Annotated in this window: 14 protein-coding genes; 5 read left to right on the forward strand and 9 right to left on the reverse strand. The window is 65.4% G+C overall.

Annotated elements, in window-relative coordinates; genetic code table 11:
* The first annotated feature begins 1 nt into the window (after position 1).
* On the forward strand, positions 2-1,039 hold the full coding sequence (locus tag ACTDXD_RS07535) for an NAD(P)H-dependent amine dehydrogenase family protein (protein ID WP_440126455.1): 1,038 nt from the start codon (positions 2-4) through the stop codon (positions 1,037-1,039).
* Between the two features lie 28 nt (positions 1,040-1,067).
* Here ACTDXD_RS07535 and meaB read toward each other — a convergent pair whose 3' ends face one another.
* The 3 genes from meaB to ACTDXD_RS07550 are packed head-to-tail and all read right to left on the reverse strand — an operon-like array spanning position 1,068 to position 4,561.
* Positions 1,068-1,952 (reverse strand): methylmalonyl Co-A mutase-associated GTPase MeaB, encoded by an 885-nt coding sequence (gene meaB / locus ACTDXD_RS07540; RefSeq protein ID WP_440126456.1) that lies wholly within the window; start codon positions 1,950-1,952, stop codon positions 1,068-1,070.
* A 40-nt stretch (positions 1,953-1,992) separates the two neighbouring features.
* Positions 1,993-3,132, reverse strand: a complete 1,140-nt coding sequence (locus ACTDXD_RS07545; RefSeq protein ID WP_440126457.1) for a thiolase family protein — start codon at positions 3,130-3,132, stop codon at positions 1,993-1,995.
* Complete coding sequence (locus ACTDXD_RS07550) at positions 3,125-4,561, reverse strand: class I adenylate-forming enzyme family protein (protein WP_440126458.1); 1,437 nt, start codon at positions 4,559-4,561, stop codon at positions 3,125-3,127. Before ACTDXD_RS07550 ends, ACTDXD_RS07545 begins: the two co-directional genes overlap by 8 nt.
* Positions 4,562-4,614: 53 nt before the next feature.
* On the opposite strand from ACTDXD_RS07550, the gene ACTDXD_RS07555 reads away from it, so the two are divergent.
* Together ACTDXD_RS07555 and ACTDXD_RS07560 are read left to right on the forward strand one after the other, a co-directional pair.
* Positions 4,615-5,382, forward strand: coding sequence for an SDR family oxidoreductase (locus tag ACTDXD_RS07555; protein ID WP_440126459.1), 768 nt, complete (start codon positions 4,615-4,617; stop codon positions 5,380-5,382).
* The gene (locus ACTDXD_RS07560; protein ID WP_440127575.1) at positions 5,382-6,131 is read left to right on the forward strand and encodes an SDR family NAD(P)-dependent oxidoreductase; all 750 of its coding nucleotides are present in this window, start codon (positions 5,382-5,384) and stop codon (positions 6,129-6,131) included. The genes ACTDXD_RS07555 and ACTDXD_RS07560 overlap by 1 nt, the downstream gene beginning before the upstream one ends.
* 55 nt (positions 6,132-6,186) lie before the next feature.
* Here the strand turns inward: ACTDXD_RS07560 and ACTDXD_RS07565 are convergent, their stop codons facing one another.
* Entirely contained in the window at positions 6,187-7,122 is a 936-nt protein-coding gene (locus tag ACTDXD_RS07565) for a zinc-binding dehydrogenase (protein ID WP_440126460.1), read from the reverse strand.
* Positions 7,123-7,335: 213 nt separating this feature from the next.
* Between ACTDXD_RS07565 and ACTDXD_RS07570 the strand changes: the two genes are divergently transcribed.
* Together ACTDXD_RS07570 and ACTDXD_RS07575 are read left to right on the forward strand one after the other, a co-directional pair.
* A complete protein-coding gene (locus tag ACTDXD_RS07570; protein WP_440126461.1) occupies positions 7,336-8,682 on the forward strand; it encodes a cytochrome P450 in 1,347 nt (448 codons plus the stop codon).
* Between the two features lie 9 nt (positions 8,683-8,691).
* Positions 8,692-9,963 (forward strand): amidohydrolase family protein, encoded by a 1,272-nt coding sequence (locus ACTDXD_RS07575; protein ID WP_440126462.1) that lies wholly within the window; start codon positions 8,692-8,694, stop codon positions 9,961-9,963.
* 63 nt (positions 9,964-10,026) lie between these two features.
* On the opposite strand, the gene ACTDXD_RS07580 is transcribed toward ACTDXD_RS07575, so the two are convergent.
* From ACTDXD_RS07580 to ACTDXD_RS07600, 5 genes are read right to left on the reverse strand one after another with little or no spacing between them, the layout of a single operon-like run.
* A complete protein-coding gene (locus ACTDXD_RS07580) occupies positions 10,027-10,920 on the reverse strand; it encodes an alpha/beta hydrolase (RefSeq protein ID WP_440126463.1) in 894 nt (297 codons plus the stop codon).
* Between the two features lie 27 nt (positions 10,921-10,947).
* Positions 10,948-11,715, reverse strand: coding sequence for an enoyl-CoA hydratase/isomerase family protein (locus ACTDXD_RS07585; protein ID WP_440126464.1), 768 nt, complete (start codon positions 11,713-11,715; stop codon positions 10,948-10,950).
* Between the two features lies 1 nt (position 11,716).
* Positions 11,717-12,805 carry an acyl-CoA dehydrogenase family protein gene (locus ACTDXD_RS07590; RefSeq protein WP_440126465.1) on the reverse strand — a complete coding sequence of 363 codons (1,089 nt, stop codon included), beginning with the start codon at positions 12,803-12,805 and terminating at the stop codon, positions 11,717-11,719.
* Positions 12,792-13,697 carry an acyl-CoA dehydrogenase family protein gene (locus ACTDXD_RS07595; protein ID WP_440126466.1) on the reverse strand — a complete coding sequence of 302 codons (906 nt, stop codon included), beginning with the start codon at positions 13,695-13,697 and terminating at the stop codon, positions 12,792-12,794. Before ACTDXD_RS07595 ends, ACTDXD_RS07590 begins: the two co-directional genes overlap by 14 nt.
* Entirely contained in the window at positions 13,675-15,078 is a 1,404-nt protein-coding gene (locus ACTDXD_RS07600; protein ID WP_440126467.1) for a class I adenylate-forming enzyme family protein, read from the reverse strand. The genes ACTDXD_RS07595 and ACTDXD_RS07600 overlap by 23 nt, the downstream gene beginning before the upstream one ends.
* Positions 15,079-15,149: the final 71 nt, after the last annotated feature.

Consider the following 15,149-nt stretch of genomic DNA (forward strand, 5'->3'; position numbering starts at 1 on the left):
TATGTCCCAGAAAGCACTACGCGTCGTCCAGTGGGCCACCGGCAATATCGGCACCCGAGCACTCCGGGCCGTGATCGACCATCCCGACCTCACATTGGCCGGGCTTTATGTCCACAGCGACGCCAAGGAAGGCCTCGACGCAGGTGCCCTGTGCGATCGAGATACCACAGGGGTGAAGGCAACCCGCAGTATCGACGAGATCATCGATCTCGGTGCGGATTGCGTCCTCTACATGCCGCTGCAGTTCGATCTGGATGAAGTCTGCCGCATACTCTCCTCTGGCACGAACATCGTCACCACCCGAGGCGAGTTCCACCACCCACCGAGCATGCCTTCAGCGGTGCGCAACGCCGTCGAAGCCGCCTGCGCCTCGGGCGGCACTTCCGTCCACAGTACGGGGAGCAGCCCCGGATTCATCAGCGAGGCAGTGCCTCTGGTGTTGTCCTCGATCCAGCGTAAGCTCGACCATCTCGCCATCGACGAGTACGCCGACCTGTCGCAGCGGGATTCACCCGGCATCCTCTTCGAGGTGATGGGCTTCGGTCAGTCCCCCGGTGAGTTCGCGAAGGCACGGCTCGACCACGTGAAGTCCAACTTCGGGCCTTCGCTCCAAGTGCTGGCCGACGCGCTCGGCCTACCGCTCGATTCCGTCGAGGCCAGCGGCGAATTGGCTGTGGCTCGGGACGACGTCTCGATCGCGGCAGGAACGATTGCGGCAGGAACGGTAGCAGCACAGCGCATCACGATCTCCGGAATTCGCGACGGCCGGGAGCTGATGCGTTTCCGCCCAACGTGGTACTGCACCACCGAGATCGACGTCGACTGGGACATGCACGCGACCGGTTGGCACATCTCGATCGACGGGGACGCCCCGCTCGACATCGAGATGCGCTTCCCGGTTCCGCTGGAGCGGATGAGCGAGACGGCCCCGAACTACACTGCGAACCGTGCTGTCAACGCCGTGCACGCGGTGCATGCAGCAGCACCAGGAATTCGCACGACTCTCGATCTGCCGCTGATCGTGCCGGTCCTGAACTGACCCCTCCGCCTGCCGTCTGCCCCCGGTTCTACCGACCGAGGAGGCCGGCGGCAGCGGTGTACGGGTCGCTGCGCCCGTCCGCGACGGCGGCGGCGAGATCATCGAGGCCGGGGTGGGTACGCAGCCGCGTAGTGGCGAGCGACAAGATCTGCGCACGTGCTCGCGCAGTACGACGTTCGGGGGTATCGGCGCGCTGATGCGCCTCGATAGCCTCGATCAATTTGTCCACTCCGTCGCCAGTCGACGCGATCAGCTGAAGAATCGTCATGCCGGTTTCCACCCGAAGGTCGCGCACCGTCGCGGCGGCACCTTCCCGATCTGCCTTGTTGACGACGAGGATGTCGGCCACCTCGAGCAGACCCGCCTTCGCTGCCTGAACGGCGTCTCCCGCACCAGGATTGAGAATGACGACGGTCGGATCTGCGACCGCAGCGATCTCGACCTCCGACTGGCCCACCCCGACTGTCTCGAGCAGAATCACGTCGTAGGCCAGCGCACCGAGCAGCTTGATCGCCGCCGGGACCACCGCGGCCAGGCCCCCGAGATGACCGCGCGACGCCACCGACCGGATCAACACATCCGGATCGTTGACGTGCGCGGCCATCCGGATGCGGTCGCCGAGCAGAGCTCCTCCGCTGTACGGCGAGGAAGGATCGACGGCGAGCACCGCGACACGGAAGCCCCGCGCGCGGTAGCCGCCGGTGAGCACACCGACCGTCGTCGACTTCCCGGCGCCCGGAGGCCCCGTGATTCCGACAACACGTACGGGTGCAGTGCCGCGAGCACCCGAAGATGAGGTATCGATCAGTTCGAGAACCTCGTCGCGGCGATCCCCTTCGACCAACGTGAGCAAGCGGCCCGTCGCGCGCTGCGAGCCGCGACGAGCCGCTTCGACGAGTTCGACGACGTTCACGCCGCGCCCGAGTTCGGCAACGGTGCCGGAAGTTCGGTTGTCACGGCGCAGGCACCTCGATCACCACTGCCGAGCCGATTCCTCCGCCCGCACACATCGAGGCCACACCGACGCCACCGCCGCGACGACGCAGCTCGTGGACGAGGGTGGTGAGCATGCGCGCGCCGGTTGCGGCGACAGGATGCCCGAGTGAGCAACCGCTTCCGTGCACGTTCACGCGATCGGCGTCGAGCTCGAGCATCTTGATCACGGCGACACACTGCGCCGCGAACGCCTCGTTGATCTCGAACAAGTCGACGTCGGAGATCGACATACCGGCGCGAGCCAGTGCCTTCGGAATCGCATCGACAGGCGAAAGCCCCGTGAGCGCGGGATCGATGCCAGTGGACGCCCACGCCTTGACGGTGCCGAGCGCAGGAAGACCCAGGTCGCTGCTCGCGATCGTCAGGGCGGCCGCGGCATCGTTGCCACCGCTGGCGTTGCCTGCGGTGATACTGAATCCTTCGATCTCCGGGTGGAGAACCTTCAGCGACGCAAGCTTTTCCATGCTGGTGTCACGACGCGGGTGTTCATCGACCGAGAACAGACCGTGCGGGGTCTCGATCGGAACGATCTCGTCGACGAACTTGCCCTCGTCGATGGCCTTGATCGCGACCTGATGGGAGCGCAAGGCCCAGGCGTCCATCTCTTCACGCGACACGCCGGCCTTCACCGCGGCGTTCCAGCCGACGGTGATGGACATGTCCTTGTTGGGTGCGTCCTCCCGATTCGGGTGGGTCGGCGACAGCCACGGCTCCCAGTTCTCTCCGTTGCGCATGAGCGACTGCGGGGACGTGGAGGCCGAGTTGACGCCACCGGCGATCACGAGCCGGTCCATGCCTGCCATGATGCTCGCCGCCGCATTCTGCACCGCGGCCAGGCTCGCGGCACAGTGGCGGTTGGTGGCCATGCCCGGCACAGTGGTCAGGCCGGCTGTGATCGCAGCGTGGCGGGCGATCACACCGCCGCCGTACAGGCCCTCACCGAGGATGACGTCGTCGATGTCGGCCGCGTCGTGGCCTTTCGCTGCCGCGGTGACGATGTGGTCGGCGAGATCGAAGGCGGTGGTGTCGCGGAGCGTACCCTTGCGGGCGGTCCCGACGGGCGTCCGCAGCGCGGAAACGATGACGGCTTCAGGCATTTTGGTTCTCCAGTTCGGCGAGTAGGGTGCGGCGCAGAAGCTTTCCGGTTTCGGTCTTCGGGAGTTCGTGTCGGAAGACGATGGTGTCGGGGGTCTTCGACGAGCGCAAGCGGTCCTTGACCCACTGTCGCACCTCGTCCGGGTCGGCGTCGCCGACGAGGACGGCCACGATGCGCTGCCCCCATTCGGCGTCGGACACACCGATCACGGCGGCTTCGACGATCGCGGGATGGGCCAGCAGGACGTCCTCGATCTCGGCGGGCGCGATGTTCTCGCCGCCGCGGATGATCGTGTCGTCGGAGCGGCCCTCGACATACACGTAGCCGTCGGCGTCGAGATGCCCGAGGTCGCGGGTGGAGAACCACCCTTCGGCGTCGAGCACGCTGCGTCCACCGTATTCGCCGGAGATCTGCTCACCGCGCACGAAGATCAGCCCGGTCTCGCCGGTGGCAACCGGTTCGTCGCTCTCGGTCCGGATCTCGATCTCGATGCCCGGCAGGGGCCTGCCGACCGAACCGAGCCGGTCGCGCACGGCGGGGTCGTCGGAGGAGATCGCCTCGCGGTGGTCGTCCGGCCCGAGGACCGCGACCGAAGAGGCTGTTTCGGTGAGGCCGTACGCGTTGACGAATCCGGTGGTGGGGAACGCGCGCAGCGCATGCTCGAGGACGGGCCGCGGAGTGCGGGATCCTCCGTAGGCTAGGGTCTCGAGCGTCGGAACGTTTGCGCTGTCTTCGCCGAGGTGGGCCACGATCCGGGCGAGCATCGTTGGCACGAGCATCGCGTGCACGACCTTCTCACGGCGTACGGTTTCGAGCCAGGTAGCGGGTTCGAACGCCGACAGGTACACGATCCTGCGGCCGCTGTAGAGGTTGGAGATGAGGTTCGTCAGACCCGCAATGTGGTAGGGCGGTACGGACACCAGTGACGCATCGGTTTCCTCTGCGGATGCGAACTCCATCGTATTGAGGACGTACGCGATCACATGCCGGTGACGCAGGACGGCGGGCTTGGGATCCGACGTCGTGCCGCTGGTGTAGATGATCGCGGCAATCGCGTCGCCGTCCCACTGCGGTTCGAGTTCGGCGGGCTCTGCGTCGTCCGGTGCATGGTCGAGCAGCGCGTCGAGATCGTCCTGGCGCAGGATCGTCGCGCCGGGATGTCGATCGAGCAGCGCCGACAGTTGCTGATCCCCGAGGCGATAGTTGAGCGGAACGAACGGTACCCCCGCGAGTGCCGCACCGAACAGGGCCACCGGATAGGCGAGGTGATTCGTTCCCAGGTAGAGCACCGCAGAGCTGCCACGCACCCGGGCGGCGAGGTGTCGCGCGTGTGTGTCGAGGTCCGTGGCAGTCAACGAGCGATCGCCGACGGTCGCAACTGCGCGCTCGCCGTTGTTTGCCACCATTTCTAGAATCATGCTTAGGTTCATGAGAACATTATTCTCGCAGCACGAGAGCTTTAGTTGCAAGAAGGGAAATCGGAATGCAGATCTCAGGTATCTCAGCCATCGTCGTCGGAGGCACCGGAGGCCTCGGGCAGGCCACCGTTCGCCGCCTCCATGAGGGTGGAGCCAAGGTTGTCGTCGCAGACGTCAACGACGAAGCGGGCAAAGCTCTCGAAGACGAGCTGGGCGTGCGCTACGTCAACACCGACGCAGGTAGCGAGGAGTCGGTCCTCGCAGCCATCGCCGAAGCCGAGTCGCTCGGACCGCTGCGCGTGTCGGTGGACTGCCACGGCGGTCCCGCCGGCGGCGGCCGTCTCGTCGGCAAGGACGGCAGCCCCATGTCGCTCGAAGGCTTCACCAAGACCATCCAGTCGTACTTGACCTCGTCGTTCAACGTCATGCGACTGGCCGCGGCGGCCATCGCCAAGCAGGACCCGTTCAATGACGAGGGCTCGCGCGGTGTCATCGTCCAGACCGCGTCGATCGCGGGCATGGAAGGTCAGATCGGCCAGCTTCCCTACTCTGCCGCGAAGGGCGGCATCCTCGGCATGACGCTCGTCGCCGCACGCGACCTGTCTCCGCTGGGCATCCGCGTCAACACCATCGCCCCCGGCACCATCTTGACCCCTGCCTACGGCAAGGCGAGCGATCAGCTCGAGGCGTACTGGGGCCCGCAGGTCCCGCATCCCAAGCGCATGGGCCGCCCGGTCGAGTACGCGACGCTCGTCGCGTCGATCGTCGAGAACGACTACCTCAACGGCGAGACCATCCGTCTCGACGGAGCGTTGAGGTTCCCGCCGAAGTGATGCCCCTCGAGGGAAAAGTCGCGTTCGTCGCGGGTGCCAGCCGTGGGATCGGGGCTGCGATAGCGGTCGCCCTCGCGGAAGCGGGGGCTGCGGTGGCCGTTGCCGCGCGGACCGAACAGGAAGGCAAGATCCCGGGCACCATCGGTGCGGTCGCCGAGCGGATCGGTTCCGCAGGTGGCAAGGCGATCCCGGTCCAGTGCAATGTCACGGACGAGGCGTCCGTCGACGCCGCGATCACCACGACGGTCGGTGAATTCGGGGGCCTGGACATCCTCGTCGCCAACGCGGGCGTGCTGTGGATGGGACCGATCGAGTCGACACCGCTCAAGCGGTGGCAGTTGTGTCTCGACGTGAACTTGACCGGCGTGTTCAACGTGACCAAGGCCGCCATCCCGCACCTCCGGGCGCGAGGCGGCGGTTCGATGATCGCGGTGACCACGACCGGAGTCACGATGATCGATCGTGGATCGAATGCCTACTGGGTGTCGAAAGCCGGCGTGGAGCGCCTCTACACCGGTCTCGCGGCCGATCTGCAGTCCGACAACATCGCGGTGAACTGCCTGTCGCCATCGCGGGTCGTACTCACCGAGGGATGGCTGGCCGGTGGCAGCGGACAGAAGATTCCACCCGAGGCGATCGAACCGCCGGAAACGATGGGTGCTGCAGCCGTGCTGCTCGGACAGCAGGATGCCTCCGGAATCACGGGAACCATCCAGCGGTCGGAAACACTGGTGCCGCAACAACGGTAGATATTCGTCGGGGGCCCGGCCATCGTCTCGATGACCGGGCCCCCGCTGTCACCGGTCAATTCCCGAAGCGCGCGACCAGTCGTCCCGTGACCTCGTTGCGGCGCAGGCGTTCCAGCCCCTCGCCGATCTCGTCGAAACCGATCTCCGTGAATTCGGGTTCGATCTCCCGGGCGAGCAGCAGTTCGTAGACCTCTTCGATGTCCTGCACCGTTCCGCCCAAGGAGCCCACAAGCGTCCTGCCGAGGATCGTCGGGGTATTGACGGTGAACGTCGGCCTTCCCAAACCGACCTGGACAACCTTGCCGCCGCGCTTGATGGCGTCGAGCGCCTTACCAGTGGTGTCGAAGCCCGCGTAGTCGACCACGAGGTCGAACCCTTGGCCTGCCCACTCCGACGCATCGCGCACGACATCGACCACCCCGGCCGCTCGGGCAAGACCCCACACGGATTCTTTCGTTTCCGCGACATGCACCTCGGCGCCCGCGAGCACCGCTGCGCGCGTGCCGAATTGACCGAGTCCCCCGTATCCGATGACACCGACCTTCATCCCGGCCGTGGCCCCGCCCTCTTTGATGATCGCGTGGTACGAGGTCATACCCGCGTCAGTGGCGAGCGCCGCCAGCGACAGGTCGAGCCCCTCGGGTACGCGCGCGAGGTCGCGGGCATCGGCGAGGAACTTGTCGGCAAAGCCGCCGGGGGTGAACATTCCGGCCGGTGGACGGAAGCCGGACGTACATACACCGACGATGTCACCGAGTGCCCAACCGTCGACCCCGTCGCCCAGAGCGCTGATGACGCCTGCATTCTCGTGCCCCTGGGTCATGGGCAGGAACGGCATGCTCACCTCGCCGACCTCCATGTACATGATGTCGCTGTGACACAACCCGGCGGCTCTGACATCGACGATGACCTCCCCGGGGCCGGGCACCGGTTCCGGCACCTCGTTCAGTGAGATCGGCTTCCCGGCTCCTTCGAACTGCCATGCCTTCAAGTTGCTCCCCTTCGTCGCAGACCGGACTGCCGCCGGCCTTGGAATCGAACGTCGACACCGCGGTAGGAACCTTGCGGAAACACCCGCTCGAGATTATGGTTCTCCACATTCGGAAGGACATTCTTGAATTACAGACTACGCGACGGGGGACCGTTCGGTCAGACGTCATCCGACGTTCCGCGTTCCCCACCACAGACACCAGAGAGCAGAGCCATGAGTGTTGATGACGCTGTATCCGACGTCGGCCGCAGGCAACCTGTGTTTCAGTTCGACAGGCACGCTCCCGACTATCGCGACAAGTTCCTGGACATCACCGAGGAATTGCAGTCCACGTGCCCGTTCGCTTGGTCCGATACCCACGGTGGCCACTGGGTCGCCTCCGGTAGTGACGAAGTATTCGCTCTCGCCCGCTCCGCGGACATCTCGAATGATCACGATGTCAAGGGAGTTCGCCGCGGATACAAGGGGATAATGATCCCGTCTGCGGTCAGGGCATCCGGCGTACGCGGCGGGATCCTCGAAATGGACGACCCCGAGCATCGCGAGTTCCGCGCGGTCCTCAATCCCTACCTGTCGCCCGCCGCGGTCAAGAAATGGGTTCCCGTCATCGACGAGGTGATCCGCGCTTGCCTCGACGAGAAGATCGAGACCGGGCAGATCGATTTCATCGACGACCTCGTCAACATCGTCCCTGCGGTGATCACACTCGCGATGCTGGGCATCCCGGTCGCCAAATGGAACGTGTACTGCGAACCCGTGCATGCGGCGATGTACACGCCCCCGGATTCACCCGACGTCACCCGGGTCGCGGAACTACACCGGCGCATGGGGCTGGATCTGCTCTCCAGCCTTCACGAAATCCGAGAGAATCCCCGCCCGGGCATGGTCGATGCGATTGCCAAGGCTACCGTCGATGGCGAGCAACCCGACGACGCAGAACTTCTCGGGGTCCTCAGCCTGCTCATCGGCGGCGGCTTCGATACGACGACAGCGCTCACCTCCCACGCACTCGAATGGTTGTCGCAGAATCCCGATCAGCGCGAAACCCTCAGCACCGAACGCGACACGCTGCTCGACTCGGCCACCGAGGAGTTCCTGCGCTTCTTCTGCCCATCCGCGGGCGACGGACGCACATTCTCCGCGGACATGGAGATCGACGGCGTCGAAGCGAAAGAGGGCGAACGTGTGTGGCTTTCCTGGGCCATGGCCAACCGCGACCCCGCGTTGTTCACCGACCCCAACACCGTCGACCTCGAACGCAAGGGCAACAGGCACTTCAGTTTCGGTCTGGGGGTCCACCGCTGCATAGGATCCAACCTGGCGCGAACGGTGTTCAAGCGAATGCTGGTGGCGGTGCTCGACCGTATGCCTGACTTCCACTGCGACCCCGCAGGCGCGGTGCACTACGACTCCATCGGAGTCATCCAGGGAATGCGACAACTTCCGGCCGACTTCACTCCGGGCCCACGCCTCGGCGCGGGTCTCGACGAGACTCTGGCCGAACTCCAACTCATGATCGACGAACGGGAACTCGCCGCGCCGGTAACTGCGCGACAGTAAGGATTTTCGATGAATATCGATGACATGGTGATGGTCAGCATCGACGACCACGTGGTCGAGCCGGCCGACTTGTTCGACAAACACTTCCCGAAATCGCTCCGCGATCACGCTCCCAAACTCACCGCCAATCCCCGCAACCCCGCCGTCCAGGCCTGGCAATTCCAAGGCCAGGTTGTCGGCAGCTCCGGCCTCAACGCCGTCGTTTCCTGGCCCAAGGAAGAATGGGGCATGGACCCCACCGGCTACGCCGAGATGCGGCCCGGCGTCTACGACATGGACATGCGCGTGCGCGACATGGACGCCAACGGCACCCTCGCCGCCACCCTGTTCGCCACCTTCCCGGGCTTCGCAGGCACCCACCTCGCCACCCTGCCCGACAAGAAACTCTCCCTTGCAGCCCTCAAAGCCTTCAACGACTGGGTGGTCGGGGAAGTCCCCGGCGACCACCCCGGACGCTTCATCCCCCTCGGCATCGTCCCGTTCTACGACGCCGACGAATCCGTCAAGGAAATCCACCGGCTCGCCGCGATGGGGTGTCGCTCCATCTCTCTCCCGGAAACCCCCTACGGTGTCGGCGACGGCTATCCCGACTTCAAGTCGGGACACTGGGATCCGATCTTCAAGGCCTGCGTCGACCACAACATCGTGGTCAGCCTGCACATCGGCGGCGGCATGAGCCTGGTCAAGCGTCCCGAAGCGTTCAACCTCGACGACATGCTGGTGCTCACCCCGTTGATCTCGACGATCGCCGCGACCGACATGATGCTCAGCGGCGCGTTCCAGAAATTCCCCGACCTCAAGGTCGCGATGAGTGAAGGTGGCGTCGGCTGGGTCGCACCCTGGCTCGACCGACTCGAACGCCACATCGTCAACCAGTCCTGGACCGGTGCGAGCTTCCTGCCGAAGGGCATGTCGCCCACCGACGTGTGGAAGAAGAACTTCCTCGCGTGCTACATCACCGAGCCCAGCGGCCTGAACAATCGAGAGCGACTCGGTATCGACACCATCGCCTGGGAATGCGACTACCCGCATTCGGATTCCACGTGGCCGCGCTCCCCCGAGATGCTCATGGAGGAACTCGTCGCCGCCGAGCTCACCGACGAAGAAATCGACAAGGTCACCTTCGAGAACGCCACGAAGTTCTTCGGCTGGGATCCGTTCGAGCACACGCCCCGTGAGCAGGCCACCGTCGGCGCGCTGCGGGCACGCGCACAGGACGTCGACATCAGCGAAACGTCCAAGCAGGAATACCGCCGGCGCTACGAACTCGCTCACTCGTAAACCGACACGACGGTGCGTCCGAACTCTGCGGAGTTCGGACGCACCGTCGTTCTGTCGGGTCGGTCAGACTTTCAGCGCCTTGCTCACCGCGGCGCACTGTTCGCCGAAGAACTCCCGCGCGACACCGCTGCGCGAGGAGACGAGATCGAAACCGTGGAAAGCCCCCGATACCGAGTGGAATTCGCACGGCACTCCGGCTTCGACGAGACGGTCCGCGTACTCGCGATCCTCACGCGCGAACAAATCGTTGGCCCCGACACCGATCCAGGCCGGCGGAAGTCCCGCCAGATCGGTGCGGCGGCCCGGAGCCGCAATCGACGCGTCGGCATCCCCGAGGAAGCTCGTCCAACCGAAGCGGTTGCACTCCCCGTCCCACATGCGCATGTGCTCGGGCCCGGAGACAGTCCGGTCGTCGAGCATCGGATAGACCAGGAGCTGGAACACGGGCTCGGTCAGATCGCTGTCGCGTATCGCGAACGCGAGCGCCGCTGCAAGACCCCCACCTGCGCTGGCACCGCCGATCACGACCTTCGACGGGTCCACCTCCTCCCGGTGGACGAGCCACCGATAGGCATGGAGACAGTCCTCCACAGGGATCGGGTACGAGTATTCAGGCGACAGCCGGTAATCGACCGATGCGACGACCGCACCGAGCCGATCGGCGAAGCGCTGACACAGTGCATCGTCCTGCGCAGCCCGGCCGAACACGTAACCACCGCCGTGGATCCACAACAGCGCGGGACGCGGCGCATCACCTGCAGGCACGCGCGGACGGAAGAACCTCACCGCCACGCCGGGTTCCAGGACGTGGATGTCCGGGTCTGCCCCTTTGATCCGCGCCGTGAGGGTACGCAGCACCCCGAGTGTTCTCGGTGTCACTGCGCGTCGCGGTGCCACCAGCGCCGCGACGCGCAGATCAGGATGGAAGTGCGGCAAAGACCTCACGCGGCTCAGCATGGCCCGTGCCCCCTGTCCGTTTCTCCGTCAGCTCTTGCCTGCGGTGAGGCGTGCGATGTTCGCCCGGAAATCGTCGCTCTGGAAGGTCATTTCCTCGGCGCTCAGAGCGTAGTCGATTGCGGCGAGAACCGTGCGTTCGAGTTGGATGTTGATCAGGCGTTTGGTCGCCTCGATCGCCTTCTGCGGCTGGTCCAGGATGTTCTTGGCCGCTGCGAGTGCCTCGCTCAGCGGATCTTCGACCACGTGATTGGCAAGACCCAGCTCGAGCGCTCGTTGCGCGGAGATCCGCTGTCCCGTGAACGCGAACTCCTTCGCCTGCAACAGACTGATCTGCAGCGGCCAGGTGAGCGCACCGCCGTCGGCTGCAACCAGGCCGACCTGCACGTGGGGGTCAGCGAGGTAGGTCTTCTCACCCATGTAGACCATGTCGCTCAGTGCCACGATGCTGCAGCCGAGTCCGACTGCCGGACCGTTCACTGCCGCAATCACCGGAATTCGGCATCGCGTCATTCCGAGTACGAGCTCGCGGCCGTCGGCGATCGACTTCGAGCGCAGGTCGGGGTCCTCCGCAAGTTGGGCGAGATAGCCGAAGTCACCACCGGCCGAGAACGCCCGTCCGGCACCCGTGATCACAGCAACGCGGGCGCTACGGTCGGCGCTCAACTGCGGCCACAGCCGCGCAAGGCCTTCGTGCAGGGGATCGTTGACGGCGTTGAGATCGTCGGGACGGTTGAGGGTGATGATCCGAAGCGGGCCGTCGGCCTGGACGTCGATTTCGTCGGGCATGTCGTACATGTCAGACCCCCAATCCGAGGATTCGTGAAGCGATGATGTTCTTCTGGATCTGTGACGTACCGCCCATGACCGACTGCGCGCGGCTGTACATGTACGAGCCGAGCAGCTCGGTGTCGCGGGTGCCTGCCACAGCAAGTGCGGCGTGTCCGACCGACTGATCCACCCAGGTCATGAGCAGCTTGTCGAGTGAGCCTTCGGATCCGTGATTCACACCGTCGAGCTGCTCCGAGAGCCGGCGGCGCACGTGCAGGCGCAACATCTCGGATTGCACCGCCGCCCACGCCAGGTCCTCGGGTGGCCGTCCTTCGGTGCGGGCAGCGAGCTGACGAACGAGTTTGCCGTAGCGCGCAGCGAATCCGAGCGTCGACGGCTCCCGCTCGTGCCCGACCACAGTCATCGCGACACGCCAGCCGTCGCCGGGTTCGCCGACCATCTGGTCCGCGGGCACTCGTGCACCGTCGAACAGAACCTGCCCGAACTCCTTCGTGACACCGCTGATCATCTTGAGCGGACGCTGCTCGATACCCTCCTGCTTCATCGGAACGATGAATGCCGAGATACCGCGATGCCGCGGCGCATCCGGATCGGTGCGCGCGAGAAGCAAGCACCAATCCGCAACATCGGAATAGCTCGTCCAGATCTTGTGCCCGTGGATGACGTATTCGTCGCCGTCGCGGATCGCGGTGGTGGTCAGCGATGCCAGGTCCGAGCCCGCACCGGGTTCGCTGAAGCCCTGACACCACCGCTGCGTGCCGTTGATCATCCCCGGCAGGAACCGCTGCTGCAGTTCCTTGCTTCCGTGATGCCCGAGCCCCACCACGAGGTAGCCGAGGCTCGGCCGCGGCGGCGCACCGGCGATCGCGAGTTCCTCGTCGAGGATCACATCGAAGACCGGCGGGAGTTCCTGTCCGCCGTACTCCTTCGGCCACGACAGGCCGAAGAATCCCGCCCCGTAGAGGGCTTGATGCCATTCCCCCTGTTTTGCCCAGTACTCGTCGCCCGATGTGGGGAATGTTCCTGCTATCTCTGCGAGCCAGGTGCGCAGCCGCGTACGGAACGCGGCTTCGTCCGGCGAGTCACGAAAGTCCAAGGTCGATCTCCTCCAGGCTCACGGGGAACAGTTCGGTGGACGTCAGCGCCCGCCGAAGATAGACGTGTTCGATGCATTCCCAGGTGTTTCCGATGCCGCCGTGCACCTGGATGGCCGTTTCGCACACCGTGCGTGCGGCACGGGCACAGTAGATCTTCGCGATCCTCGCGGCGCGCACCGCTTCGGCGGGTGTCAGTTCGTCGACTGCCCACGCCGCGTGACGCAGCACGCTGATGGATCCTTCGATGAGTGCTTCGCTTTCGGCGAGCAGGTGCGCGACGGCCTGGTACGAGCCGATGGTGCTGCCGTACTGCTCGCGGATCTTGGCGTAGTCGACCGCGGCCGCCTGGGCGCCGCGCGAGGTTCCCACGAGGTCGGCGCACGTCACGACCAACGCCAGCGCGTAGCCGCGCTCGACCTGTTCGGGTGACAGTTCGCCGATCTGCTCGTACGGCCGGACCAACGTCGCGAATGCGCGGGTGAAGTCGGCTCCCTCTGCGGGGTCGCCGATCTCGGCCACGAGAATACTGCTGTCGCGCACCACAAGTGCGTGGGTGAGACCCGACGCATCGAAAGCGTCGTCGCCGACGGCGATGGCCCAGGTCTGCGGGTCGTCGGCGAGGTGACGTCGCAAATCGTCGGCGAGAACCGGACCGAGGAAGGGGACATCCACGAGTCCTCGGCCGAATTCTTCGGCAACAATCGCAACCTCGACGCCGGAGGCGCCGTCGGAACGAAGTTCGCGCCAGCCTGCCGCGGCCACCGTCTTCTCCAGCCGTGCGACTCGTGTCGCGTCGTCGAGGTCCTGAACCGAACCCGGCCCCAGGTCGTCGGCGAGTTTTGCGGCTGCGTCGCGTAATTGCTGCTGTTCATTGGTCAGACGTACGTCCATGGCGCTCCTCGAGTATTCGGCGCAACACCTTGCCGGAGGGCAGGCGCGGGATTTCGGGCACGAAGACCACTCGACTCGGACGCTTGTACGAGGCGAGGGTGTTCCCGACGAGATCGATGATCTCGCCGGCTTCGATCGGTGCGGTTGTAGTGACCGCAGCGACGACGGCTTCACCGGTGGAAGCGTCGTCGACCCCGAACACCGCGCAGTCGGCGATGTCGGGGTGAGTGAACAGGACGGCTTCGATCTCGGCGGGCGCCACCTGGAAACCCTTGACCTTGATCATGTCCTTGGACCTGTCGGTGATGCGCACCCAGCCGTCGGCGTCGACACTGCCGACGTCGCCGGTGCGGTACCAGCCGTCGGCGAATGCGTCGGCGGTCGTGTCGCCGGGTAGGTATCCGGCCATCATGGACGCCGACCGCACCTGGATCTCACCCGTGTCGCCCGGCTCTAGCGTCTCGCCCGTCTCGAGCGACACGACGCGCATCTCGACACCGGGTACGACGCGACCCACGCTGTCCAGGCGCGCACCCTCGATCGGGCTGCAGGCGATCACCGGGATCTCGCTCGCCCCGTACGCCGGGACCCACGACACTCCGGTCCGGCGGGTGACGGTCTCGGCGACACTCGGCGTAACGGGTGTGGCGCCCCACATGATGTAGCGCAGCGACGTCAGGTCGAAGGACTCGAGATCCGGGTGCGACGCGATAGCCAATGCAATCGGCGCCACCGCCATTTCGACGGTGATGCGGTTGCTTTCGATGTGGCGCAGCATCGCGTCGAGGTCGAATCGGCGATGCAGCCGCATCCAGGTGCCTGCATCGAGTGCGGTGACGATGTTGAGCAAGCCGAGGATATGCGATGGGGGCGTGACGATCTGGATGCGATCGCTCGCGGTGAGTTTCAGGGCGTCCCGCCAGTGCCCGACCGCAGCGGCGAACGATGCGTGGGTGTGGCGGACGGCCTTCGGAAGGCCGGTGGTGCCCGAACTGAACACGAGCACGGCGTCGGCATCCGCGTCGGCCGGTGTGGGCGGACGGAATCCCTCTTCGATCTGCTCGTCGAGGCAGAGCATGGGCATCAGGTCGGCGAGTACCGAACTGTCGCCGACAGCGTGGGTGGCCTCGCTGACATCGAGCGCGTGCGCGACTTCGGCGCGTTTCCATGCCGGACTGATCAGGACGACGACTGCGCCGAGCTGCCAGATCGCCAGCACTGCGATGACGAACTCGGGCCGATTCGACGACATGAGCGCCACACGGTCGCCAGGGCCGACACCGCGACGCTCGAGGGACGCAGCCATACCGGCAGCCAGTGCGTCGAGTTGCGTGCGGCTGTATTCCTGCTGGTCGTAGGCCAGCACGGTGCGGTCGGCCATGTCCTCGTTCCTTACGATCCCGTCTCATCCTGGGAAGAACTTCATCGGGAGCTTTCGCTCTCATTGACGAG

The organism is Rhodococcus sp. SJ-3, from assembly GCF_051918125.1.
Lineage (GTDB): Bacteria > Actinomycetota > Actinomycetes > Mycobacteriales > Mycobacteriaceae > Rhodococcus.

Excerpts from the sequence above, each read along its gene's own strand:
- ACTDXD_RS07595 (WP_440126466.1), bottom strand. The coding sequence starts at position 13,697 with ATGGACGTACGTCTGACCAATGAACAGCAGCAATTACGCGACGCAGCC.
- ACTDXD_RS07555 (WP_440126459.1), top strand. The coding sequence starts at position 4,615 with ATGCAGATCTCAGGTATCTCAGCCATCGTCGTCGGAGGCACCGGAGGC.
- ACTDXD_RS07560 (WP_440127575.1), top strand. The coding sequence starts at position 5,382 with ATGCCCCTCGAGGGAAAAGTCGCGTTCGTCGCGGGTGCCAGCCGTGGG.
- ACTDXD_RS07545 (WP_440126457.1), bottom strand. The coding sequence starts at position 3,132 with ATGCCTGAAGCCGTCATCGTTTCCGCGCTGCGGACGCCCGTCGGGACC.
- ACTDXD_RS07535 (WP_440126455.1), top strand. The coding sequence starts at position 2 with ATGTCCCAGAAAGCACTACGCGTCGTCCAGTGGGCCACCGGCAATATC.
- ACTDXD_RS07585 (WP_440126464.1), bottom strand. The coding sequence starts at position 11,715 with ATGTACGACATGCCCGACGAAATCGACGTCCAGGCCGACGGCCCGCTT.
- ACTDXD_RS07570 (WP_440126461.1), top strand. The coding sequence starts at position 7,336 with ATGAGTGTTGATGACGCTGTATCCGACGTCGGCCGCAGGCAACCTGTG.
- ACTDXD_RS07600 (WP_440126467.1), bottom strand. The coding sequence starts at position 15,078 with ATGGCCGACCGCACCGTGCTGGCCTACGACCAGCAGGAATACAGCCGC.
- ACTDXD_RS07575 (WP_440126462.1), top strand. The coding sequence starts at position 8,692 with ATGAATATCGATGACATGGTGATGGTCAGCATCGACGACCACGTGGTC.
- ACTDXD_RS07580 (WP_440126463.1), bottom strand. The coding sequence starts at position 10,920 with ATGCTGAGCCGCGTGAGGTCTTTGCCGCACTTCCATCCTGATCTGCGC.
- ACTDXD_RS07550 (WP_440126458.1), bottom strand. The coding sequence starts at position 4,561 with ATGAACCTAAGCATGATTCTAGAAATGGTGGCAAACAACGGCGAGCGC.